The sequence below is a fragment of the Brevibacterium casei CIP 102111 genome (genome assembly GCF_900169275.1).
GTDB classification, from domain to species: domain Bacteria; phylum Actinomycetota; class Actinomycetes; order Actinomycetales; family Brevibacteriaceae; genus Brevibacterium; species Brevibacterium casei.
This window is the reverse complement of sequence record NZ_FXZC01000001.1, coordinates 154,450-177,078: the sequence shown is the minus strand read 5'-3', so window position 1 is coordinate 177,078 and position 22,629 is coordinate 154,450. Positions and strand designations below refer to the sequence as shown.

Sequence of the window (22,629 nt, the reverse complement as noted above, 5' to 3'; positions counted from 1 at the left end):
CGACGACCCCCTCAGCTCTGGCGGTGGGCGTCGAGCATCTGCGCGACCCGGATGTAGCCGAGGTGGGAGTACGCCTGCGGGTGGTTGCCCAGATGCATCTCCGCGACGGGGTCGTACTCCTCGGGCAGCAGCCCCGTGGGTCCGAGGAGATTGTCGAGCTGGCGGAACAGATCCCACGCGTCGTCGATGCGCCCGACCTTGATGAACGCCTCGATGAGCCACGTCGTGCAGATGTGGAACCCGCCCTCGAGTCCCGGCAGACCGTCCTCGTAGCGGTAGCGGAAGACCGTCGGGCCCACCCGCAGCTCCCGTTCGATGGCGTCGACGGTCGCGATGAACCGCGGGTCGTCGGGTTCGAGCAGACCGCTGAGCCCGACGAACAGGCACGCGGAGTCGAGATCGGTCTCACCGTAGGCGACGGTGAACGCACCGATCTCCTCGTTGTAGCCGTGCGTGAGGATGTCGCTCTTGATCTCCTCCCGCAGCTGGCGCCACGCGCCGGGGGGCTGCCTGTCGAAGCGCTCGGCGATCCGCAGCGCCCGATCGACGGTGACCCAGCACATCACCCGCGTGTAGACGTTGTGCTTCGGCGGCCGCCTGGCCTCCCAGATGCCGTGGTCGGCTTCGAACCACCGCTTGCTCACTGCTTCGACCATCTGGGTCGTCAGCTTCCAGTACGCCTCCGGCAGCTCGCCGAGGTGCTCGGTGAGTTCGTCGAGGAGCTCGGTGATCGGTCCGAAGACGTCGAGCTGGACCTGATGCTCGGCGGCGTTGCCCACCCGTACCGGCCGGGAGCCGGCGTACCCGGGCAGGTGCGCGAGCACCGCCTCGGTGGTCAGCGCGGATCCGTCGACGGCGTAGAGCGGGTGGAGCTGTTCCGGGGCGACGGTGTGGTCGAGGATCCCGGTCAGCCAGGAGAGGAAGCCCTCCGCCTCGGCGGGGGAGCCGAGCGCGAGCAGGGCACGGGCCGTCATCGACCCGTCGCGCAGCCACGTGTAGCGGTAGTCCCAGTTCCTCACACCGCCGATGCCTTCGGGCAGGGAGGTCGTCGGGGCGGCGAGGATGCCGCCGGTGGGTTCGTGGCAGAGCGCGCGCAGGGTGATCGCCGAACGGATGACCTCTTCCCGGTGGTGGCTCGGGATCGACAGCGTCGACGTCCAGTTCGTCCAGAACCGCAGCGCCTGATCGCGCACCCGCTCCTCACCGCCCTCGGCGATGTAGCGGGCATCGCCGGTGCCGCTGCCGCATGCGAGGACGAGGACGACGGTTCCGCCGGGGAACTCCGAGGGCACCACCGTCGCCTCGGCAGTCTGGGACTGTCCGGACTCGACGATGTCGAAGTCGACACCGGGGGCGATGAGCATGATCGGCTCGGCGGTGCCGAGCACCCGGACGCCGTCACGAACCGGGGCGAGTCGAGTGGGCACGGTCGCATAGTCGAGGCGCGGGGCGAAGCGGATGCGGGCGGGGGCGTCGCCGGTGAGGACGCGGACGACGATGGTGTCGTCGCTGGCCCCGTCGACGGGAGCGAGGTAGTCGATGCAGCTCAGGCCCGGCCACCGGGTCTCGAGCAGGGTCGAATGCGTGAGGTAGCGCTGGGTGAGCGGGGCGACGCCGGAGGCGGCGTCGACGGCGAAGTAGCCGGCAGCAGCGGTGCCGAGGATCTCGGAGAACATCGAGGCCGAATGCGGCAGCGGGTGCGGCATCCAGCAGATGCTTCCGTGCGGGTCGACGAGCGCCGTCGACTGTCCGTTGCCGAGCAGGCTGTGGCGGTCGATGGGGGTGGCCTCACGGCCGAAGAGCCAGGACTTGCGCAGTTCGTAGATCGCGGCGAGGACGACCGAGACCGCATTCGGGTCGGGGAGGCGGAAGTCCGCATGCGTCTCGTCGTCACCGACCTTGATCCCGAGATCGAGGTCGCCGAGCGTCTCCATCGCACCCTCGTCGGAGCGGTCGTCGCCGATGAAGACGACGACGTCGGCGCCGGTGCGCGCCCGCAGGTTCGCGAGTGCCTCGGCCTTCGACGAGGGCACCACGGAGAGGTCGACGACCTGCTTGCCCCGGGTCGGGAAGATCGCGTGGTCTTCGACGAGGGCGGCGATCCCGTCCTCGACCCGTGCCCGCGTCTCGTCGTCGAGTCCGCGCAGGTGGACGGCCGCTCCCGCGGTCTTGTGCTCGATCACCTCGGCGGGCAGGGCATCGACGAGATCACGGCGGAATGCCTCGAGCGTCGTCCGCTGGCTCGGATCGAGTGCCCGGTGGACGTCGACGTCGGTCTCCCCGCCGTGGGAGCCGAAGAGGTGGACCTCGCGCGGCAGCCGCGACATCGCCGCGAGGTCGCGCAGGCTGCGCCCGGAGATCACCCCCGCCGAGGTGGACGGCAGCAGGGCGAGCGCGCGCAGGGAGTCGACCGAGCTCTCGAGGGGGTACGCCTCTGCCGGGTTGTCGACGATCGGGGCGATCGTCCCGTCGTAATCGGTGGCGATGAGCAGCGACGGCGAGCGCGAGACCTCGAAGAGGCGCCGGAAGAGGGCGTCGGGCAGTGCGCGGCTGGCTTCCGCGAGATCGCCGAGGAGGCCCGACGAGGAGACGGACGCGGAGATCGGAGTCAGCGGGGACACATCGTTGTAATCGTGTTCGACGGTGCTCATCTCACCTCGGGTATCGGTCGGAGGTCGGGTGGCGGTCGGTGGTGCCGGCTAGTGGCTCGCTCACACGTCGTCGGCGGCGGTCTCGCCGGACGTCTCGGCCTTCTCGCCGGACTCCTCGGTCCGGCGGGCCTGTCTGACTCTGCTCATGCGCGAGTACCCGCCGATGATGAAGATCACGCCGGCGATGAGCGCCGCGGCACCGGTGAAGCCGACGATGTCGAGCGCCTGCAACGTGTCCCCGGCGAGGAGGATGATGCCCAGGAGGATGTGGACGGCGGCGGAGATGAGGAAGTCGGTGGCCATCGGGTGGTGGACGAGCTTGCGGTAGTTCCACAGCTCGATGAGTCCGTGGAGGATCGCCCAGATGCTCAGGGCCGCGCGCAGCTCGGCGGGGGTGTCGGCGATGGCGAGGAAGACGATGGCCGGCACCGTGACGATGGCCTGGCCGAAGACGGCGGTGCGCACCGACAGGGGCGAGCGCAGCGCCTGGTAGACGAGCACGAGGGCGAGGAGACCGAGGTAGACCATGCAGAGGAGGTCGACGATGCCGACGCCAAGGGACAGCTGCATCGGATTCTCGGCATCGCGCGGCCAGAACACCGTGGCGAAGCCGAAGAGGACGCCGAGGATTCCCCGGACGATCATCGGCGCGCCCATGACTCCCGCGTCGGTGAGGTTCTCGTCCGCCGACAGCGTGGGTTCGGTGCGCGATTCTTCAGTACTCATCACTGCACCAGTCTAGGACCGACCTCCGGCCGAGTCCCAGTCCTCCATCATTCTTCTCTTTACGTAATTACGTAATCCGCGTATGGTCGAAGCATGGATGTGAGAGCAGACGGCACCGCTGTCGCGCGTGACGCGGGACCGGAGGACTCGCTCGAGGAGCGCCTTGCCCGGCTCGAGGATCGGGTCGCCGAGCTCGAGGACTCCGCCGGCTCGGTGACCGCAAGCACTCCCGCCGAGGCGGGCGTCGGATCCGCGGCGACCCCACCCTCGGCTGGACGGGCGTCGACAGCGGGCACCGCCCCGGGCCGGTCCTCGGCAGGTGTCCCCGACGCGGAAACGTTCTGGGCGCTCAACGGCCTCGTCGAGCGTCTCGGCGCCGCAGGCGGGGTCGTCTACACCGGCCATGTCACGCCGCCCGGCACCGAGTCCCCCGTGTCGTGGCAGATGGGACTGACCGCCGAGGCCTTCACCGACTTCGACTTCGCCGAGGCGGCCCCGGCGCTCACCGCGTTCAGCCACCCCGTGCGCCTCGCCCTCCTCCAGGCCGTCTACGAGGGGACGACGACCGTCGCCGAACTCAGCGCCGACGACCGCTTCGGCACCACCGGGCAGATCTATCACCATCTCAAGGCGCTCGCCTCGGCGGGCTGGCTCGAGAACATCCCGCGCGGACACTGGCGGGTTCCCGCGCAGAAGGTCGTCCCCTTACTCACCCTCATCCTCATCGGCACCCACTGAGAGAACGCAACGACGGGAGTCTGCCATGTCACGCCTCTTCGGACCCGCCATCGCCGTGGGGACACTGATCATCGTCGGCACGGTCTTCCTCGGCCTGGGACTGGGCCCGCTGTATCTCATCGGCGTCGGTGCGCTCCTGTTCGGACTGGTGGGGCAATTCTTGAGCGGCCAGCGTCAGCGTCCCCGAGGGGAGCGCGAGAGCCTGCAGGTCGCGGCACCCGTGTCCGGGTCCTGGCGAGCGCTCAACTCACCGGCGACGAAAGTGCCCTCGCACACCCACAGTCTCGCGCAGACCTACGCCATCGACGTCACCCATGAACCGCGCGCAGCCGCTTCGCCGAATGAGGCCGAGTCTCGACCGGACGCCGCCTCTCGGACACTGGACTGGATCTGGCCCCCGATGCGACGGCCGCAGGGCTTCCCGTCCTACGGGCAGCCTGTGCTCGCCCCGTTCGCCGGGGTGGTCGTCGCGGCCCACGGCAGAAGCCGCGATCACCTCACACGCCTCTCCCCCTTCGGGCTGGCCTACCTGCTCATCGAAGGCTTCATCCGCAGCCTCGGCGCCCCGCGGCACCTCTTGGGCAATCACGTCCTCATCCGCGCCGACTCCGGGGAGACGGTTGTCGCAGTGCTCGCGCACCTGCGCCGCGGATCACTGCAGGTCTCGGTCGGTGACAGGGTCGTCGCCGGTCAGTCGGTCGCTGAATGCGGCAACTCGGGGAACTCCTCGGACCCTCATGTGCACTTCCAGATCATGGACGGCGAGGACATCATGAGCGCGCGGGGCGTGCCGTTCACCTGGGAGTACAGCACCGAGGAGGGTGTGTCACGGCAGAGCGTCCCCGCCGACGGACAGCTCTTCACCCCGAAGTAGGACAGGCCGCAGCCGATTCGCCAGGAGATCCCTTACTTCCCGGAGATCGTGAGATCGCCGCCGGACTCGGACACCTCGTACTTCGGCAACGGCTCGGTCGCGGGGCCCGCGAGGACCTCCCCGGTCGTCGTCGAGAACTGGGACGAGTGGCACGGGCACGTGATCTTGTCCTCGGTCACCGTGCGCACCTGGCAGCCCTGGTGCGTGCACACGGAGGAGAAGGCGTAGAACTCGCCCTCCTTCGGCTGGGTGACGACATAGGTCTCGTCGACGACCGTGCCCGATCCGACGGGAACGTCACCCGACGGGATCGTCGCCCCGCCGGCGGTGGGTTCGGAGGAGCCGTTGCCCGACTTCGTCGATCCGGAGTCCGCATCATCGGTGCCGCACGCTGAGATGAGCCCGACGGTGCCGACGGCTCCCGCCGAGGTGATGATCGTGCGCCTGCTCGCTTCCACTGTGCTCTCCTCATCTCGGTTCACGGGTGCCCGTCCAGCTTAGCGCGGCACCTCACCAGCACCTGTGCGATCGTGTCAGTCCCCTCGACTAGGCTGGTCGGCATGACCGCCGCAGCCACCGCCTCCGCCCTCGACGTCCTCCACGATGTCTTCGGCTACGCGGAGTTCCGCGGACAGCAGGCGGGGATCGTCGACCGCCTCGTCTCCGGCGGGGACGCCGTCGTCCTCATGCCCACCGGCGGCGGCAAGTCGCTGTGCTATCAGATCCCCAGCCTCGTGCGCGAGGGCACCGGCGTCGTCATCTCCCCGCTCATTGCGCTCATGGCCGATCAGGTCGCAGCTTTGGAGAACCTCGGCGTCCGCGCCGCCTACCTCAACTCGACCCTCGACTTCGACGAGGCCCAGGACGTCGAACGCCGCCTCCTCGACGGCGAGCTCGACCTCCTCTACCTTGCCCCCGAACGCCTCCTGCTGCCGCGGACGATGCAGCTGCTCGAGCGTGCGCACGTCTCGCTCTTCGCGATCGACGAGGCGCACTGCGTCTCCCAGTGGGGTCACGACTTCCGCAGCGACTACCTCGGCCTCGGGGTGCTCGCCGAACGGTTCCCCGCCGTTCCCCGCATCGCGCTGACGGCGACGGCGACCCCGGCAACCCACGCCGAGCTCACCGAGCGCCTCCACCTTGAGAACGCCGAGCACTTCGTCGCGAGCTTCGACCGGCCGAACATCACCTACCGCATCGAACCGAAGTCCTCGGCCCGCTCGCAGCTGCTCAACTTCATCACCACCGAACACCCCGGGGACTCGGGAATCGTCTACTGCCTCTCCCGGCGCGGAGTCGAACAGGTCGCCGAGGCGCTCGCAGCCCGCGGCATCCCTGCCCTGCCCTACCACGCGGGCCTGCCCGCCGAGGTGCGCGCCGAGCACCAGGCCCGCTTCCTCCGCGAGGACGGCCTCGTCATGGTCGCGACGATCGCCTTCGGCATGGGCATCGACAAACCCGATGTCCGCTTCGTCGCCCACCTCGACCTGCCCCGCAGCGTCGAGGGCTACTACCAGGAGACCGGACGTGCAGGCCGCGACGGACTGCCCGCTGACGCGTGGATGGTCTACGGCCTCGGCGATGTCGTCTCCCAGCGCCGTCTCATCGAATCGGGTGAGGGCGACCAGGCCCACAAGCGCCGGGCGATGTCCCACCTCGACGCGATGCTCGCCCTCTGCGAAACCGTCGACTGCCGTCGTGTCCAGCTCCTGCGTTACTTCGACGAGGAGTCGACCCCGTGCGGGAACTGCGACACGTGCCTGACCCCGCCGGCGACGTGGGATGCGACCGTGGCCGTGCAGAAGCTGCTCTCGACCGTCATCCGCCTCGACCGCGAACGCGGCCAGCGCTTCGGCTCCGGCCAGGTCATCGACGTGCTGCGCGGCAGCGACAACGACCGCTCCCGCGCCTCGAACCACGACCAGCTCAGTGTCTGGGGCGTCGGCGCCGACATGAGCGAAGGCGACTGGAAGGCCGTCATCCGCCAGAGCCTCGCCCGCGGCCTCCTCGAATCCCACGGCGACTACGGCGTCCTCGTCCTCGGCCCGGCCGCCGATCCTGTGCTCCGTGGTGAGGCCGAGGTCTCGATGCGCATCGACCCCGTCAAGCGATCCGGCGGTTCGCGCTCAGGGGCGAAGCGCCGAGGCGGCGACATCACGCTCGACACCGCGGACTCCGCGCTGTTCGAGGCCCTGCGCGCATGGCGGGCCGAGCAGGCCAAGGAGCAGTCTGTGCCCGCGTACGTCGTCTTCCCCGACGCGACGATCTACGGCATCGTCGAGGCGAAGCCACGGACCGTCGCCGAGCTCGGCCAGGTCAGCGGCGTCGGGCTGAAGAAGCTCGACCGCTACGGTCCGGCCGTGCTCGAGGTCATCGCCGCCCACCTCGGCTGACGCGTCGCCCGAGCGCCTCCGCCCGGGCGAGCGCCCGCCGTCGGACTGGCCTGCCGCCTATCCTTCGGTCTCGGTGAAGGCCTCGGGTCCCGCCTCGGCGGCGGCTGGGTCCATCCACATGAACTCGATGATGTTCCCGTCGGGATCGGTCATGCTGATCGCGTACATGAACCCGTGGTCCTGCGGTGGGCGGTTCTCGCCTCCCCCGGATTCGAGGACCGCTGTGCGCATCGCGTCGACGTCCTCGCGGGAGGGGCGGCTGAGCGCCGTCATCGCCTGCGCGCTCGCATGCGGGTCGATGATCGGCTTGTCGGTGAAGGACTGCAGATAGTCCTTCGTGAGGATCATGAAGAAGATCGAGTCCTCCCACCTCACGCAGGCGGCGTTCGCGTCGGTGAATTCGGGGACGATCGTCGCGCCGAGCGCTGAGTAGAACGCCTTCGAGCGTTCGAGGTCGAGAGTGGGGAGGTTGACGAAGATCTCGGTCATGTCTGCTCCTTCGCAGAGGGTGCGGGTCACCCGCGGTGGGCTGGGTCTTCGCTGGGGCGCGGGTCTTCATTGAGTCTGGGTCCTCCGAGGATTCCCCTGCTCATCCTCGCCTGCCCTGGTCAGACCGTCAATGCCTCGGCGCCTGCCGTCGAAACCGCACTTCCCCGCGGAAGCGCACTCACCCGCGGTGGTGGCCGAAGACGAGGCTCGTCTGCGTGTGGGCGATCGCCTGATCGGCGAGGTGCTCATCGATGAAGGCGTGGAGGCCGAGGGGGTGGGTCGTGGCGATGTGGACGAGGAGGTCACGCTCGCCCGAGACCTGGAAGACCTCGAGCGTCTCGGGCACCGCGAGGAGCCGATCGATGACCGCGGCCATCGAAGCGCGCCCCACGGGCGTCATCCGCACCGAGATCATGCCGAAGACGTGGAGTCCGAGCGCCTCGAGGTCGATATCGGCATGGAAGCCCCTGATCACCCCGCGCCGACGCAGCGCACTCACCCGCCCCGAGCATGTCGACGGGGCGATGCCGACACGCTCGGCGAGCTCCCGGTTCGAGATCCGGGCATCGGCACTGAGCTCACGGAGGATCGCGAGGTCCACCTCGGCGAGGGAATCGGACTCCGGTGTGCGATGATCGGCGATGAGATCCGAACGTTTGCTCATCTGCGCGCTCCATTTCCGTGGATCGTTCACTTCGTCCCCGATCATCCCGCACTTCCGGCACGATGGGAACATGACCGAACTCACCGTTCTCGACCGGGCCGCCTGTCAGCGCCGCGATGCCGACGATCCTCTGCGCGGATTCCGCGACGACTTCATCATCCCCACGGACACGATCTACCTCGACGGGAACTCGCTCGGCGCCCGCCCCAAGGGCGCTGCCGAACGCGCCGCCGCGGTCATCGAGGACGAATGGGGCGAGGGCCTCATCCGCTCGTGGAACACCGCCGGGTGGTTCGAGCTGCCCGCTGCGCTCGGCGAGAAGGTCTCCGGCCTCGTCGGCGGCGGCGACGGGAGCACCGTGGTCACGGACACGACGTCGATCAACCTCTTCAAGGCCGCCTCGGCGGCGCTGCGGATCCAGGCCGAGGACAGGCCCGAGCGCCGCGTCATCCTCACCCAGCGGGAGAACTTCCCCTCCGACATCTACATGCTCCAGGGCCTGGCCGAGCAGCTCGACGACGGGTACGAGGTCCGCCTCGTCGACGACGCCGAGGTGACCGCTGGCTTCCCGACGACGATGACCGACGAGGTCGCCCTCGTCGTCCTCACCCATGTCAACTACCGCACCGGCCGCCTCTTCGACATGCGCTCGACGACCGAGGCGATCCACGCCGGCGGGGCGCTGGCGATCTGGGACCTCTGCCATTCCGCGGGTGCCCTGCCCATCGACCTCGCCGGGGACGGTGCGGACATGGCGGTCGGCTGCACGTACAAGTTCCTCAACGGCGGGCCGGGATCCCCGGCCTTCATCTGGGTGGCCGAGGAGCATCGGAACCGCTTCGCCCAGCCGCTGTCGGGGTGGTGGTCCCATGCGAAGCCGTTCGAGATGAGCCCCGGCTACGCTCCCGCCGACGGCATCCGCCGCTTCCTCACCGGCACGCAGGGCATCGTCTCGATGTCGGTCGCCGAGGTGGGGCTCGACGTCGCCGCGCGCGCGGACATGGGTGCGGTGCGGGCGAAGTCGCTCGAACTCAGCGACCTCTTCATCGAGCTCGTCGAGACGCGCCTGTCCCACCACCCGGTCGAGATCGTCACCCCGCGCGAGCACGAGCACCGAGGCTCACAGGTCTCGATCGCCCACGAGGAGGGGTTCGCGATCATGAGCGCCCTCATCGCCCGCGGCATCATCGGCGACTACCGGGAGCCCTCGATACTCCGCTTCGGCCTCACCCCGCTCTACCTCGGCTTCGCCGACGTCTGGGACACCGTCGAGGCGCTGCGCGACATCCTCGACAATCGCCTCTGGGACACCCCCGAGTTCAAGGTCCGCGGCGCCGTCACGTAGGCCGCGAGCAACCCTCGGGGGCGCGAGCGTCGAGTCTCGGCAAACCTCCGGACGCTGAGCAACCCTCCGGACGCGAGCGTCGAATGTCAGCACCCCCGGGCACTGAGCAATCTGGCACCGGGGTGCCGAACGCCGAAGGGCGCTGAGATTCAGACCACCTCGGCGTAGACGCCGAAGAACGGTTCACCCGCCCGGTTCGTCGCCCTCGTCGCGGCGAGCGTCGTGAGCAGACTGCCGGTGCGCTCGCCGGTGGTCGGATCGAGGTCGATGACCGCGCAGCGCGGGACCGGTCCGCCGATGCGCAACCGCAGTCCGTCGACGGTCCCGCGCACGGTCATCACCCGTCCCAGCCACGTCTCCTCGACGAACGGCTCGTCCGTGTCGACGAGCAGTGTCGCCCGGAAGCGGTGGAAGAGATCGGTCACCGCCGCACCCCCTGCCACCTCAGCGAGGGAGGCGGTGGCGACGATCGTCAGCGGCTGGCCGAAGACGACGCCGCCGCGCGGGGCCTCGGCCAGGCGCACCGGCCGCCCCAGATGCGTCGAGAACAGTTCATCGTGGTCGCCGTCGGTGAACGTCAGGTCGACCGCCCGACCCCAGTAGTCGCAGGTGAGCGTCTCACCGGTGGGCTCAGGAACCGCAGTCACCGCACTGCCGTCGGGGAGCACCGTCTCCAGCGCCTCACCCTGCATCCGCGCGACGACGGCGAGCAGCGAAGGATTCTGCACGGTCCGCAGCACGCGCCGGGTGCGCATGTCGACGAGGCAGAAACGCCGATCACCGAGCGGACCCGCCGCATCGAACCGGGCCTTCGGCTGCACGAGGTGCCGTGTGCCCTTGATCGGCGAGAAGCCGACGGCACGGACGTCGAGAACGTCGTCGTCCACCTCGGCGCCCCCTCCCATTCCACCCTTCGAACATCTGCGTCCCACACTAGGTGATGATCCGCGCCCGCACCGCGCCGCCACTAGGCTGATGAGCAGCCGTGCACCGACCACCAAGGAGCTTGCACATGCCGAAGATCACCATCGGCCTCGGAATCATCCTCATCCTTTTGGGCGTCATCGGATGGCTCGCCACCGGTATGGCGAGCTGGACCGCGCTCATCCCCGCGATCCTCGGTCTCATCATCGCGATCTGCGGGTGGATCGGGATCCGCCGCCCGAAGATCGGCATCCACATCGCCCTCGTCGTCGCCCTCCTCGGCGTCTTCGGCACGTTCATGAACGTCCTCAAGCTCGGCGATCTCTTCGCCGGCACCGCCGAGCGTCCGGCCGCCGTCATCATCAGCACGGTGACGTTCGTCCTGCTCATCATCTACATCATCCTCGGCATCCGCTCGTTCATCGCCGCCCGCAGGAACCCGACCGCCGCCTGAGTCCCGACCGTCCGGTCAACCGGACGCCAGCAGGTCGTCCGGCATCTTTGCATCCCGACCGCCTCGCCGCACCCCCGCGCCGAGGCGGTCGTCTGCGTTCCGGTGCGATCCGCCCGTCCGTCGTGCCCCGGCACGGCCTATCGTCGTGTCACGGGCGGACGCTAGCCTGTGAGTGACCGTGCATGTGCACGACGATCAAGGAGGATCGCATGTCGAACAACACCCCCGCCGCCGCACCGAACACCGCTGCCCCGTCCGCCGCTCTGCCCGCCGAGAGACCGAATTCCGCGCTCGTCGTCATCGACGCCCAGAACGGGGTCATGTCCGCAGCATGGAATGCCGCCGAGGTGGTCGGGACGATCGCCGCCCTCGTCGAGCGTGCCCGGGAGTCCGGCACCGAGGTCGTCTGGGTCCGCCACAGCTCCGACGAGCTTCCCCTCGGCTCCGACCAATGGCAGATCGTCGAGGAGCTCACCCCTGCCGAGGGAGAGGCGATCGTCGAGAAGACCCATGCGAGCAGCTATGAGGACACCGACTTCGAGGAGGTGCTCGCGGCCCGGGGCATCGGCCACCTCGTCGTCACCGGAGCCCAGTCGGACTGCTGCGTGCGCTCGACGATCCACGGCGGGTTCGCACGCGGCTACGACGTCACCCTCGTCTCCGATGCCCACACCACCGAGGACCTCACCGAATGGGGTGCACCGCCGCCCCAGGACGTCGTCTCTCACACCAACCTCTTCTGGACCTTCGAATCCGGTCCCGGACGACAGGCGCGTGTGCAGGAGTCCGCGGAGGTCGACTTCGGGGTTCGGTGACTGAACCGGATCAGACTGAGCTGGATCTGACTGAACCGGTCCATCGGCGCGTGCGCCCCAGCGACGCTGCAGCGTTACGGCACGGGTCGAGCTGCACTGGCCGCACGCCACGGCGCGGGCCTCTCGCTCCGTCTGCGCCACGACGCCTGCGCCGACGCCCGTAAGCCAGCGCCGCGCCCGGGTGACGGCCTTTCTGCGATCATGGATCCATGAGCGAAGACCCGCGCAGCATCGAACTGACCCGCATCGCAGAGAACCACTACCGTGCGACCGCTCCGAACGGCGCGAGCATCGAATTCGGCCGTGGCGAGGGTCTGATGACGCCCGTCGAACTCCTGCTCGCCGCCGTCGCCGGCTGTTCGTCGATCGACGTCGACACCGTGACGAGCCGGCGGACGGAGCCGACGCGCTTCGACGTGCGGGCGAGCGCGGACAAGGTCGTCGAGGACGGCGCGAACCGGCTCGAGAACGTCCACCTCGACTTCGACCTCGCGTTCCCCGACGACGAGGCCGGCCGCAGGGCCGATGCCCAGATCGAGAAGCTCGTCGCCCTCTCCCACGACAAGTACTGCACGGTCTCGCGCACCATCGAGCATCCGACGCCCGTCGATGTGAGGATCCACCGCGACTGACACCGCCGATGGCCGATCGGCCCCGCAGGGATGCTCACACGCGAGGCCCGCCGCTTCCGCTGAGGTTCCGCACTGGTTCGCCGCCCGGACGGGCAGGCTCAGCTCGCGAGCAGCCGCTTCTTCTCCACCTCGATGTCATAGTCGGCCGGCGGCCACTGCGGATCGATCGCTGAGAGCGCGTCGATGAGGAGGCGCTGGACGGCGAGGCGCGCGTACCACTTCCGGTTCGCAGGTACGACATACCAGGGAGCGATGGCCGTCGAGGTCCGTTCGAAGACGTCCTGGTAGGCCTCCATGTACGCAGGCCAGAGCAGGCGCTCGTCGACGTCGCCGGGGTTGTACTTCCAGTGCTTGTCCGGCCGGTCGAGGCGTTCGAGGAGGCGGTCGCGCTGCTCCTCGGGCGAGATGTGGAGCATGACCTTGATGATGACGACGCCCGCCTCGGCGAGTTCGGCCTCGAAGGCGTTGATCGCGTCGTAGCGGCGTTCGATCTCCGCCGGATCGGCGAGGCTGCGAACCTTGCCGATGAGCACGTCCTCGTAGTGGGAGCGGTCGAAGACGCCGATCATCCCCGGACGGGGCACCCGCTTGCGGATCCGCCAGAGGAAGTCGTGGGCGAGCTCCTCCTCGGTGGGCTTCTTGAACGCGGCGAGTTCGACGCCCTGCGGGTCGACGGATCCGACGACGTGGCGGACGATCCCGCCCTTGCCCGCCGTGTCCATCGCCTGAAGGACGAGGAGGACGGCGGGCCCTGAGTCCTTGTCATGGTGCGCCGCGAAGAGACGCTCCTGCAGATCGTCGAGGTTCGGGGCGGCCGCGGCGAGATCCCGCTGACCGCTCTTCTTCTCACCCTCGTAGCCGGGTGTCGACTCCGGATCGACATCGCCGAGGCGGAATCCCTCTCCGACGCGCAACAGTGGGCCGGGGTCCTGCGTCCAATGGCTGCTCATGCGAACATCTTCGCAGGTGGGTGACCCAGCGTCCACACCGACATCGAGCACCCCGCGGTGACCGCCCTGCCCGCCGCGACTCTGGGCAAGGCGCCCTCCCATCCCCTACCCTTGAACCAACCTTCACAACGGCGGGAGGAGTGTGCCCATGGACGACGATCTGCTCATCGTCGAAGAGCTCATGCTCCTCCTGCTCGCCGACGACGGCACCGCGATCGCCGGAGCCAATGTCCTCCACTGCCTTCTGCCTGCAGCGATCTTCGTCGAACTCGCCCTCACCGCGCGCCTCGACGTCCACTCCCACCGCCGTTCCGGCGGCACCCTCATCCATGCCCGGCGCACAAGCCCGGATCCGGCGATCGATCCGCTGCTCGCCGAGGCACTGCGGGCGATGGGCACGCGGGAGCATTCGGCGTACGGGCTCGTCTCCGCCCTCGGGATCGACGTCCGACAGCCCGTCCTCGACCGCCTCGCCCGCCGCGGACTCATCATCCGGGAGACGAGGAAGATCCTCGGCGTGCTCCCGGTGACCCGATGGCCTGCCGCCGACTCCCGCGCCGAGGCGCCGCTGCGCGACCGCATCACCGCCGTCCTCGACGGTGATGCCGACCCCGACGCGCGAACGGCGGGGATCATCGCGCTCGTCTCCGCCTCCCAGGTCTACGTCCAGCTGCAGCCGCGGATGCCGTGGACTGCGGGGGTGGCCAAGCGCCTGCGTGCGATCGAAACGGGAGAGGTCACCGCTCCCGGCACGACACCGGAGTCGAGGGAGATCACCGAGGAGCTCGCGAAGGCCGTGCGCGCCCTGACCTCCTCGGCCACCTCGGCGCCGATCCTCTGACTGAGGTACCCCCTCAGTCCGGGCGACGGAACACCGAGGGCAGCCGTTTCCGTCGGGACCGCCCCTCCTTCGCGCGGAACGACCACTGCCGCATCGGCTGCGGCACCCGCCACTGCAGCTTCCACGCGAGCATCCGGAACCCGAAGGCGAGCGCGGCGATGAGCACCGCGGTGACGCCGCCGAGGACGCCCGTGCGGTCGGCGATGATCGTCAGACCCGACCCGAAGAGGGCGGGGATGAGGTAGAGGTCGGTGCCGCTGAAGATCGCCGGGTCCTCGTTCGCGACGACGTCACGCAGCAGTCCGCCGCCGCACGCGGTGAGCGCCCCCATGAGCAGTGCCACCGGTGCCGCTGACCCAGCGTCGAGCGCGATCGCGGTGCCCGTGAGGCTGAAGAGGCCCATCCCCATGGCATCGAAGACGATGATCCAGATCCGCGCCCGCAGGGTGTGTCGCCCGAGCAGGTAGACGATGAGCGTCGCGAGCAGCGGCGGCGCGAAGTAGACGGGGTGGGCGATCGCGTTGGGCACACGGTCGAGGAGGATGTCGCGGATGATGCCGCCGCCGATGCCGGCGAGCATCCCGAGGACGAGCCCGCCGGTGATGTCGAATCCGCGCCGGGCGGCGAGCAGCACACCGGAGATCGCGAACACGAACGTGCCCATGAGGTCGAGCACGAGCAGGACGATCGCGACGAATGACACACCGACTCCTTGATCCGGGCCGCAGCCACTCGCGGCGCTCCCGCCACCACTGTAGTGCGGCTGAAGAGAACCCGGCGGCGTGACCCCCATGCCCACGGTGACCCTCGCATCCTCGGCGGCGACGCTAGGCTGGCCCCATGACCGAGCACACAACGCCGTCCGGTGAGCCCACCGTCGTCCTCATCCACGGAGCGTTCGCGAACTCGCTGACCTTCGCCCCGCTCCAGGCGGCGCTGGCCGGCCACGGCGTCCGTTCGGCGGCGCTCGACCTGCCGGGTCACGGCTTCGCCGCGTCCGTTCCCGCCGGCTACCAGTCACCGCAGGATCTCTCCGCCCTCGCCACCTCACCGAGTGCGATGGCCGGAGTGAGCCTGGACGATGCCGTTGAGAGCCTCGCCGAGGCGCTGGTGAGCTTCCGGAGGTCCGGACCCGTCATCGTCCTCGCCCACAGCCGCGGCGGTGTCGCGCTCACCGCGCTCGCCAACGCCCACCCGGACCTTGTCGACCATCTCGTCTATGTCTCGGCGTGGGCTCCCGTCGACCTCGAGGCCGCCACGTACAACGGAGAGCCGGAGATGGCGGGGGTCGACTCCACGGTCCTCGCGTCCCTGCTCGTCGGGAATCCGGCCGAGCTCGGGGCGCTGCGCTGCAACTTCCGCGCCGCCGCCGGCGAGCAGCTGGCCGCGCTCAAAAACCTCTTCGCCGCCGACCGCAGCGACGACGAGTTCCTCACCTTCCTCAGCACCTTCCAGACCGATGAGGGACTCGACGCGGGCGGTGCCGACGATCGGGCGCAGGCGGGCACGTGGGGGACGATCCCACGGACGTACGTCCGCCTCGGCGAGGATCGGTCGATCCCTCCGGCGATGCAGGACCGCCTCATCGCCGAGGGCGACGCGCTCACCCCCGACAACCCCTACCGGGTACGGACCCTGCCGACCTCGCATCTGGGGTGGCTCATCGACCCCGCCGAGGCGGCAGCGCAGATCGCGGACATCGTCGCCGAGGTGCGGGCCGGGTGATCACGCCGACATCGGCCGAGTGAGCGCGCTCAGCGCAGCCGACCCGAGCCGAGGCGGCGAGAGCGCTCAGCTGAGCAGGAAGTTGTCGGGGTTCTTGTAGGCCTCGATCTCGACGCTCGGGGTGCCCATCCCCTTGAGCAGCTTCGAGATCGGGCAGCGGGCGTGGGCGCGGGCCGCGTACTTCTCCGCGTCCGCATCCGAGACCCCATCGATCGAGACGTACGCGCGGGGGACGAAGTAGTAGCCACCGGACTTGTCCCGGTGGAGGTCGACCTCGCAGCGGACCCGGGAGAGGGCCTCGAGGTCGTTGACGGCGAGGACCACTTTGAGGGTCTCGCCGAGGCAGGTGCTCCACGCCATCGCGAGGAACTGCTCCGGATTGCTGCCGAGCTCCGTGTGGGAGGTGGGCGCTGTGGCCAGGGTCGGGCCGTCCTCGACCCTCACCTCTCCCGAGGTGCCGCCGAGGTTCTCCACCTTCGCGGTGTAGATGGGAGCGTTGGCGCCTTTGGGTGCGTCGTCCGAGTCTTCGCGGCGTGCCTGCGGCTCGGCGTATCCGGGGTTCTCAGTCATTGATCCATGTTACGACGGCGAAGAGACACGCGGCTGAACGTTTCGTGAAATGGAGACGCCCGTCCGGCCCCACCCGCGGACCATCCCGGCTGATCCGACACCCGCTCGGCTGATCCGACGCCCGTCCGGCTCATCCGCAGCCCGCCCGGCTCCGAACTCCTCGCATGAGACCACTTCTGCGCTCGGTCCGCTGGCTGCCCGTCCTCCTCGGCGCCGCCGCGACCCTCGTCCTCTTCGGCCTCGCCGACCTCATCGCCCGGCTCATCGGCCCGAACTCCGCGCCGCTGCTCGCTCTCGGTCAGGCGATCATCCCGCTCACCCCGACGAGCATCATCAAACCGGTCATCGCGATCTTCGGCGACAACGACAAGCTCGTCCTCGTCGCCACGGTCGGACTCGGCGCACTCGTGCTCGGCGGCCTCATCGGCTGGTTCGGGTCAGTGCGACCGCGGGCGGCCCTCGCCGCCTTCACCCTCGCCGGGCTCGTCCCCGCGGTCGTCGTGCTCACCGCACCCGGTGCGCGCCTCCTCGACCTCATACCCACTCTCCTCGGACTCGCGGTCGGGCTCGTCGTCCTCGGAGTCGGACTGCGGATGGAGGATCGGTCCCCCGCCGCCGGTGACGCTGCCCCGACCCCCGCCGAGGCGGTCGTCCCGCCCCGGGTCACCGACGACACCGCCCCGAGCGCTCCCCCACCCGTCACCCGGCTCCTCACCCGCAGCCCATCACGGCAGCGGCCGACCTCGCGCCGCCGCTTCCTCGCCCTCACCGGCACGGCGGCGGTGATCGGCGCGATCGGCGTCGCCGCAGGGCAGTCGCTTGTCACCTTGACGCGGGAGGCCGGTGCCGCCGCGGCGAACTTCGTCCTCCCCCGCGCCGCGCGGAGGGCACGGCCGATCCCACCCGAGGCCAGCCTCGGCGTCGGGGGGATCGAACCATTCATCACCGACCAGAAGGACTTCTACCGCATCGACACCGTGCTCGCCCCGCCGACGATCGATCCTCGCACCTGGTCCCTGCGGATCCACGGAATGGTCGAGAACGAGGTGACGCTCACGATGGACGAGCTCCTCGCGCTTCCGCTCGAAGAGCAGCACACGACGCTCACCTGCGTCTCTAACCCGGTGGGAGGGGATCTCGTCGGGACGGCGACGTGGCTCGGCTACCCCGTTCGCGAACTCCTCCGCCGGGCACGGCCGCAGCCGGGAGCGGACATGGTCCTCTCGAAGTCCGACGACGGCTTCTCGGCCTCGACCCCGCTCGAGGCGATGCTCGATGATCGCGACGCCCTCCTCGCAGTCGGAATGAACGGGCAGCCGCTCACGCCCGTGCACGGCTTCCCCGCCCGGCTCGTCGTCGCCGGACTCTACGGCTTCGTCTCAGCGACGAAGTGGGTGACCGAACTCGAGGTCACCCGCTTCGATCGGGCGGAGGCGTACTGGACGCAGAGAGGGTGGGACGCGAAGGCACCGATCCTCGTCGCCTCGCGCATCGACGTCCCCCGCCCCCTCGCCCGGGTCGCCGCAGGCACCGTCGTCGCCGGCGGTTCGGCGTGGGCGCAGACGCGCGGGATCGAGCGGGTCGAGGTTCGCCTCGACGACGGCGACTGGACGGAGGCCGAGCTCGGCGCCGACGTCAGCGACGACACGTGGCGGCAGTGGCGGGCGGAGTTCCCCGACGTCGGTGCGGGCACGCACGCGATCACGGTCCGCGCCGTCGACGGTGAGGGCACGGTGCAGACGGCCGAGCGGCGGGAGTCGATCCCGAACTCCGCGACCGGTCATCACCGGATCCAGTTCACCGTCGAATGAGAACTGAGATCAGCGAAAGAGATTTCTTCCTCAACCACCCATCCAGAACCCGCCCGGCTGCGAACCCCGGGTACACAGCAGGACACACAAGCGCTGTGTCGACCAGAGAACCGCACCACAGTGAAACAAGGAGAAGAACGATGAAGACACTTCGCACCCGCACTGCCACACTCCTCTCGGCCGGCGCGATCGGTATCCTCGCACTTTCGGGCTGCTCGGGCACCGGCAGCGGCTCGGAGGGCGGCGGCTCGGAGACCGAGTCGAGCGAGTCCGCGGAGACCTCCGCGCCGGCCTCGGAGGAGGCGATGGCCGACTCCGAGCTCGTCGGATCCGGCTGCGCCGCCTACGCCGAGCAGAACCCCGATGGGGCCGGCTCCGTCGAGGGCATGGCTCAGGACCCGGTGGCCACCGCCGCGTCGAACAACCCGATGCTCTCGACGCTCACCGACGCCGTCTCGGGCAAGCTCAACCCGGACGTCAACCTCGTCGACACGCTCAACGGCGACGAATTCACCGTCATCGCCCCGGTCAACGACGCCTTCGAGAAGATCCCCAAGGACGACCTCGATGCGCTCGCCGGCAACGCCGACGAACTGACGAAGGTGCTCACCTACCACGTCATCCCCGGCCAGCTCTCGCCGGACGAGGTCGTCGGTGAGCAGGAGACCGTCGAGGGTTCGAAGGTCAAGATCGGCGGCAGCGGCGACGACCTCACGTTCGATGACGCCAAGCTCGTCTGCGGCGGTGTGAAGACGGCGAATGCGACCGTCTACATGGTCGACAGCGTGCTCATGCCTCCGAAGTGAGACACGCCTGCGCCTTCCCCGCAAGGCGCGCACAGGCCTCCCAATTGAGGGATGGGAGGAGTCGCCGGGGGCCGCGACCCCAGTGGTCCGGCCTCCGGCGGCATCGGCCTTTCCCTCACCGGATGCGGGCCCTCCGGGTCCCGTTCCGAGGCGCAGCTTCCCCACCCGCAGCCGGTGTCTTCGCCCCGCACTCCCGGGATGTCGCCCCGCCACCTCAGGCGGAGATGACATGATGGGAACATGACTTCCCATGACCCTGGCGCGCAGGGAGACGCACCGCCTGGTCAGAGCATCGACTCGACCCCGGCGTCGGATCCCTGCGGTCGACTCCTCGTCGAGGTGGCCGCCGGCGACCGCGAGGCCTTCGAGGAGCTCTTCGTCTCCCAGTCCCCCGTCCTCATGGCAGTGATCATGCGGATCGTGATGAGCCGCTCGCTCGCCGAGGAGGTCCTCCAGGAGTGCTTCGCCGAGGTGTGGGCAAGGGCCCGCAGCTTCGATCCCGGCCGCGGCACCGGCCGGGCGTGGCTCGTGACGATGTGCCGCCGCCGCGCGATCGACTGCGTGCGCAGCGTGCAGGCCTCCCGTGACCGGGACGTCGCCGACGGCCTGCGCCAGGCCGCCACCGTCGATGAGGAGGTAGAACAGACAGTCATCAGCAAAGCAGAGTCGGATCGCACAGTCTCAGCCCTCAAGCTTCTGCCCGACGACCAATCGACGCCGATCGTCATGGCGTTCTATCAGGGGAAGACCCACGCTCAGATCTCAGAGGAGCTCGGAGTCCCCCTGGGCACGATCAAATCGAGGATCAGAGACGGAATGAAGAAGCTGCGAAGAGACTTGGAGGCGAGCCGATGAACGCAGATCGTGACTATCTGGCCGCCGGATTGGCCCTGGGTGGGCTGAGCGAGAGCGAACTCGCCGAGGCGCGCGCCCTCGCCGACACCGACGCCGACTTCCGCGCCGAGGTCGACGCGTACACCGACACCGCCGCCCTCATGGCGATGTCCGACGAGCCCCAGACCGTGAGCGAGGAGACCCGCTCGGCGATCCTCTCCCTGCCCGATACCGTGGCACAGGAGGACAGTGCTGCCGATGCGGCTCCCGCCGAGGCGGCCGACCGTTTGCCGGCACCGCTGCGCGAGGTCACCCGACCAAACGAGACGGGTCAGATGGAATCCGCACCGACCGGGCCCGCCGCGGCGGGCAACGGGTCCGCGGCCCCGCCCTCGGCCCGAACCGGATCCACAGGCGCTGCGTCCACCGACGCTGCATCCGCGGGGTCACCCGCCTCGCCCCGAGACGACCAGCCCGTCGACCTCGCCGAGCGACGCCGCCGACGGGCATGGCTTCCGTGGGCGGCCGCAGCGGCCGCGGTGGCCCTTGTCATCGCGGGCTTCGGCATCAACGCGTGGCAGACCCAGCAGCGTCAGTACGCACTCCAGGAGCGCCTCGAGCACACGCAGAAGCAGCTCGATGAGACGACGCGGCTGATGACGGCACCCGACCTCAAGACGTCGACGGCAGAGCTGCCCGACGGCGGCTCGGTCACCGTGGTCTCCTCGGAGGCCGAGCAGGTCATCCGCGTGTCCGCGAGCAATGTCGACGTCCCGAGCGGTTCGGACCTGCAGATGTGGGTCATCGACGCCGACGGCCCAGAGAGCGCGGGCCTGATGTCCGGTGCCGGCGCGCAGATCGACGATCGCACGTTCACCGCGGGCAGCCAGTTCGGCATCACGGTCGAGCCCTCCGGCGGGTCGCCGCAGCCGACGAGCGATCCCATCGTCGCCGTCGAGCTGTAGTCAGCCCGCGAGCTCGGCGAGGTCCATCGTTGCGCCCGGGCGTTCCCGGAACGCACCCCTGACCAGGGAAGACAGTCCTTCTATGTAAGTTGAGCGCATCCGCGCTTCATCGCGCCCGGAGACGATCCTCGCCACCGCGCTGCGGGCGAGCAGGAGGGCCGCCTCTGCGATCACGGCGGTACCCGCAGGTGACACGGCCGCGAGTCCCCAGGCCCGCGCGACCCTCTCGTAGACCGCACGCACTCTGGCGGAGTCCTCGGAGTCGATCCGGTCGAGCACCTCGGCGAGTTCCGGTGTCGGGGCATCGAGGGCCACCGCCTGGAAGCGGACGAAGGCGCGCCAGCGATCTGAGCCGAGGAGGATGTCGAGCTCTTCGTCGGCGGCGAGTGCGATGAAGCGGGCCGCGCTCTCCACCCGCGAAGGATCAGTGGACCGCGCATCGGACTCCGATGTACCCGACGCCTGTGCCGAGGATTCCCCGTCGCCGTCCTCCGGTTCGACGACCTCACGGGCGAGCGCGAGAGCGCGATCGGCGCCGAGGGTAGCCATCGCATGTCCAGCGAGGCACTGCTCGAGGGCGAACGCACTGAACGCCGACCTCCCCGACCAGATCCGGTAGGCCGAGGCGCGGGAGACCCCGGCGCTCTCAAGGATGGTCTCCATAGGGATCTCCGGCCACACGGCGATGCCGTGGTGGGCGACGAAGTCGACGACCGCCTCGGCGACGAGGGATCGCGTTTCCTCGGTGGTCCGGTGCGTTCGCGGCATGGGAACCCCTTGACTTGAGACATGATGTCTCTTTAGCCTAGCAGTACGAGTTGAGACATGACATCTCAGCACTCTCGGGACTCTGGAGGACATCATGATCCGCACCCGCACCGCCGCCCTCATCGGCGGACTTGCCAGCGCCGCATCCATTGTCGCCACCGGCGCCTCGGCGGGACAGGTGGGCCCGGCGCTCGCAGGAGCATACGCCTATCCGAACGCCTCAGGCATCGGCCTCGACGAGGCGGTATCGATGACACTGACCTATCTCTTCGTCCTGGCCGGCACCGGGCTGATCGTCGCCTTCGCATATCTCCTCATCCACCCCTTGGCGCGGTCCCGTGTCGGATGGTGGATCGCACTGGGGTTGAGCGCCCTCGGTCTTGCGGTCGCGGCCTACAACGCCGTACAGGTGGAGATCCCCCCGATCGTCAAAGTCGTGTTCTTCCTGCCGCCGCTAGCCGGAATCGCCTGGCTCGCGATCTCACGGCAGGGGATTCGGGCGGAGGACCGAGTGCGCACCGGTGACTGAGCAGGCGCTCAGCGGAAACGCGCAGTCTCGACCGCACCTGGCCGTGTCCACCGCGCGGGTCCGCAACAGGCTCCACCACGCGGCGGAGGCCAATCCGCACAGAGGCGGATGTCTCCGGGGTCGGC

The 22,629-nt window shown here is 69.3% G+C and carries 24 protein-coding genes; 14 read left to right on the top strand and 10 right to left on the bottom strand.

What is annotated here, in order from left to right:
* Window positions 1–11 precede the first annotated feature (11 nt).
* Both otsB and BC102111_RS00780 read right to left on the bottom strand, forming a co-directional pair.
* On the bottom strand, window positions 12–2,651 hold the full coding sequence (gene otsB / locus BC102111_RS00785) for a trehalose-phosphatase (RefSeq protein ID WP_101623387.1): 2,640 nt from the start codon (window positions 2,649–2,651) through the stop codon (window positions 12–14).
* Between the two features lie 60 nt (window positions 2,652–2,711).
* Window positions 2,712–3,377 carry a hypothetical protein gene (locus BC102111_RS00780; RefSeq protein WP_101623386.1) on the bottom strand — a complete coding sequence of 222 codons (666 nt, stop codon included), beginning with the start codon at window positions 3,375–3,377 and terminating at the stop codon, window positions 2,712–2,714.
* 93 nt (window positions 3,378–3,470) lie between these two features.
* Between BC102111_RS00780 and BC102111_RS00775 the strand changes: the two genes are divergently transcribed.
* The gene (locus BC102111_RS00775; protein WP_223290003.1) at window positions 3,471–4,115 is read left to right on the top strand and encodes an ArsR/SmtB family transcription factor; all 645 of its coding nucleotides are present in this window, start codon (window positions 3,471–3,473) and stop codon (window positions 4,113–4,115) included.
* A 25-nt stretch (window positions 4,116–4,140) separates the two neighbouring features.
* Window positions 4,141–4,989 carry a M23 family metallopeptidase gene (locus BC102111_RS00770; RefSeq protein ID WP_101623385.1) on the top strand — a complete coding sequence of 283 codons (849 nt, stop codon included), beginning with the start codon at window positions 4,141–4,143 and terminating at the stop codon, window positions 4,987–4,989.
* 32 nt (window positions 4,990–5,021) lie between these two features.
* Here the strand turns inward: BC102111_RS00770 and BC102111_RS00765 are convergent, their stop codons facing one another.
* Complete coding sequence (locus tag BC102111_RS00765; RefSeq protein WP_101623384.1) at window positions 5,022–5,447, bottom strand: Rieske (2Fe-2S) protein; 426 nt, start codon at window positions 5,445–5,447, stop codon at window positions 5,022–5,024.
* A 102-nt stretch (window positions 5,448–5,549) separates the two neighbouring features.
* Between BC102111_RS00765 and recQ the strand changes: the two genes are divergently transcribed.
* On the top strand, window positions 5,550–7,382 hold the full coding sequence (gene recQ, locus BC102111_RS00760; protein ID WP_101623383.1) for a DNA helicase RecQ: 1,833 nt from the start codon (window positions 5,550–5,552) through the stop codon (window positions 7,380–7,382).
* 57 nt (window positions 7,383–7,439) lie between these two features.
* Here the strand turns inward: recQ and BC102111_RS00755 are convergent, their stop codons facing one another.
* Complete coding sequence (locus BC102111_RS00755; RefSeq protein WP_095375323.1) at window positions 7,440–7,871, bottom strand: VOC family protein; 432 nt, start codon at window positions 7,869–7,871, stop codon at window positions 7,440–7,442.
* Between the two features lie 178 nt (window positions 7,872–8,049).
* Complete coding sequence (locus BC102111_RS00750) at window positions 8,050–8,535, bottom strand: Lrp/AsnC family transcriptional regulator (protein ID WP_101623382.1); 486 nt, start codon at window positions 8,533–8,535, stop codon at window positions 8,050–8,052.
* A 70-nt stretch (window positions 8,536–8,605) separates the two neighbouring features.
* On the opposite strand from BC102111_RS00750, the gene kynU reads away from it, so the two are divergent.
* Window positions 8,606–9,880 carry a kynureninase gene (gene kynU / locus BC102111_RS00745; RefSeq protein ID WP_101623381.1) on the top strand — a complete coding sequence of 425 codons (1,275 nt, stop codon included), beginning with the start codon at window positions 8,606–8,608 and terminating at the stop codon, window positions 9,878–9,880.
* Between the two features lie 149 nt (window positions 9,881–10,029).
* Here kynU and BC102111_RS00740 read toward each other — a convergent pair whose 3' ends face one another.
* Complete coding sequence (locus tag BC102111_RS00740) at window positions 10,030–10,767, bottom strand: MOSC N-terminal beta barrel domain-containing protein (protein WP_232252519.1); 738 nt, start codon at window positions 10,765–10,767, stop codon at window positions 10,030–10,032.
* 125 nt (window positions 10,768–10,892) lie between these two features.
* Here BC102111_RS00740 and BC102111_RS00735 point away from each other — a divergent pair, with 125 nt between their 5' ends.
* The 3 genes from BC102111_RS00735 to BC102111_RS00725 all read left to right on the top strand — a co-directional run bounded on the left by BC102111_RS00735 (window position 10,893) and on the right by BC102111_RS00725 (window position 12,705).
* The gene (locus BC102111_RS00735) at window positions 10,893–11,258 is read left to right on the top strand and encodes a hypothetical protein (protein WP_009376654.1); all 366 of its coding nucleotides are present in this window, start codon (window positions 10,893–10,895) and stop codon (window positions 11,256–11,258) included.
* A 209-nt stretch (window positions 11,259–11,467) separates the two neighbouring features.
* Window positions 11,468–12,073: a cysteine hydrolase family protein gene (locus BC102111_RS00730; RefSeq protein WP_095375475.1), complete on the top strand. Its 606-nt coding sequence runs from the start codon at window positions 11,468–11,470 to the stop codon at window positions 12,071–12,073.
* 209 nt (window positions 12,074–12,282) lie between these two features.
* Window positions 12,283–12,705, top strand: coding sequence for an OsmC family protein (locus tag BC102111_RS00725; protein ID WP_095375319.1), 423 nt, complete (start codon window positions 12,283–12,285; stop codon window positions 12,703–12,705).
* A 98-nt stretch (window positions 12,706–12,803) separates the two neighbouring features.
* On the opposite strand, the gene BC102111_RS00720 is transcribed toward BC102111_RS00725, so the two are convergent.
* On the bottom strand, window positions 12,804–13,655 hold the full coding sequence (locus tag BC102111_RS00720; RefSeq protein ID WP_095375318.1) for a polyphosphate kinase 2 family protein: 852 nt from the start codon (window positions 13,653–13,655) through the stop codon (window positions 12,804–12,806).
* Window positions 13,656–13,803: 148 nt separating this feature from the next.
* On the opposite strand from BC102111_RS00720, the gene BC102111_RS00715 reads away from it, so the two are divergent.
* The gene (locus BC102111_RS00715; RefSeq protein ID WP_101623379.1) at window positions 13,804–14,496 is read left to right on the top strand and encodes a GOLPH3/VPS74 family protein; all 693 of its coding nucleotides are present in this window, start codon (window positions 13,804–13,806) and stop codon (window positions 14,494–14,496) included.
* 13 nt (window positions 14,497–14,509) lie between these two features.
* On the opposite strand, the gene BC102111_RS00710 is transcribed toward BC102111_RS00715, so the two are convergent.
* On the bottom strand, window positions 14,510–15,199 hold the full coding sequence (locus BC102111_RS00710) for a trimeric intracellular cation channel family protein (RefSeq protein WP_009376659.1): 690 nt from the start codon (window positions 15,197–15,199) through the stop codon (window positions 14,510–14,512).
* Window positions 15,200–15,336: 137 nt separating this feature from the next.
* On the opposite strand from BC102111_RS00710, the gene BC102111_RS00705 reads away from it, so the two are divergent.
* Window positions 15,337–16,221, top strand: a complete 885-nt coding sequence (locus BC102111_RS00705) for an alpha/beta hydrolase (protein ID WP_095375316.1) — start codon at window positions 15,337–15,339, stop codon at window positions 16,219–16,221.
* A 66-nt stretch (window positions 16,222–16,287) separates the two neighbouring features.
* Here BC102111_RS00705 and BC102111_RS00700 read toward each other — a convergent pair whose 3' ends face one another.
* Window positions 16,288–16,791 (bottom strand): OsmC family protein, encoded by a 504-nt coding sequence (locus BC102111_RS00700; protein WP_095375315.1) that lies wholly within the window; start codon window positions 16,789–16,791, stop codon window positions 16,288–16,290.
* 164 nt (window positions 16,792–16,955) lie between these two features.
* Here BC102111_RS00700 and BC102111_RS00695 point away from each other — a divergent pair, with 164 nt between their 5' ends.
* From BC102111_RS00695 to BC102111_RS00680, 4 genes are all read left to right on the top strand, one after another.
* The gene (locus tag BC102111_RS00695; RefSeq protein ID WP_095375314.1) at window positions 16,956–18,602 is read left to right on the top strand and encodes a molybdopterin-dependent oxidoreductase; all 1,647 of its coding nucleotides are present in this window, start codon (window positions 16,956–16,958) and stop codon (window positions 18,600–18,602) included.
* A gap of 140 nt (window positions 18,603–18,742) precedes the next feature.
* On the top strand, window positions 18,743–19,408 hold the full coding sequence (locus BC102111_RS00690) for a fasciclin domain-containing protein (RefSeq protein WP_063249477.1): 666 nt from the start codon (window positions 18,743–18,745) through the stop codon (window positions 19,406–19,408).
* A gap of 240 nt (window positions 19,409–19,648) precedes the next feature.
* Window positions 19,649–20,263, top strand: a complete 615-nt coding sequence (locus BC102111_RS00685) for a sigma-70 family RNA polymerase sigma factor (protein ID WP_095375313.1) — start codon at window positions 19,649–19,651, stop codon at window positions 20,261–20,263.
* Window positions 20,260–21,207: an anti-sigma factor gene (locus tag BC102111_RS00680; RefSeq protein ID WP_095375312.1), complete on the top strand. Its 948-nt coding sequence runs from the start codon at window positions 20,260–20,262 to the stop codon at window positions 21,205–21,207. Before BC102111_RS00685 ends, BC102111_RS00680 begins: the two co-directional genes overlap by 4 nt.
* On the opposite strand, the gene BC102111_RS00675 is transcribed toward BC102111_RS00680, so the two are convergent.
* Window positions 21,208–21,975: a hypothetical protein gene (locus BC102111_RS00675; RefSeq protein ID WP_101623377.1), complete on the bottom strand. Its 768-nt coding sequence runs from the start codon at window positions 21,973–21,975 to the stop codon at window positions 21,208–21,210.
* Between the two features lie 94 nt (window positions 21,976–22,069).
* Between BC102111_RS00675 and BC102111_RS00670 the strand changes: the two genes are divergently transcribed.
* Window positions 22,070–22,504, top strand: a complete 435-nt coding sequence (locus tag BC102111_RS00670) for a hypothetical protein (RefSeq protein ID WP_101623376.1) — start codon at window positions 22,070–22,072, stop codon at window positions 22,502–22,504.
* The last annotated feature ends 125 nt before the right edge of the window (window positions 22,505–22,629 follow it).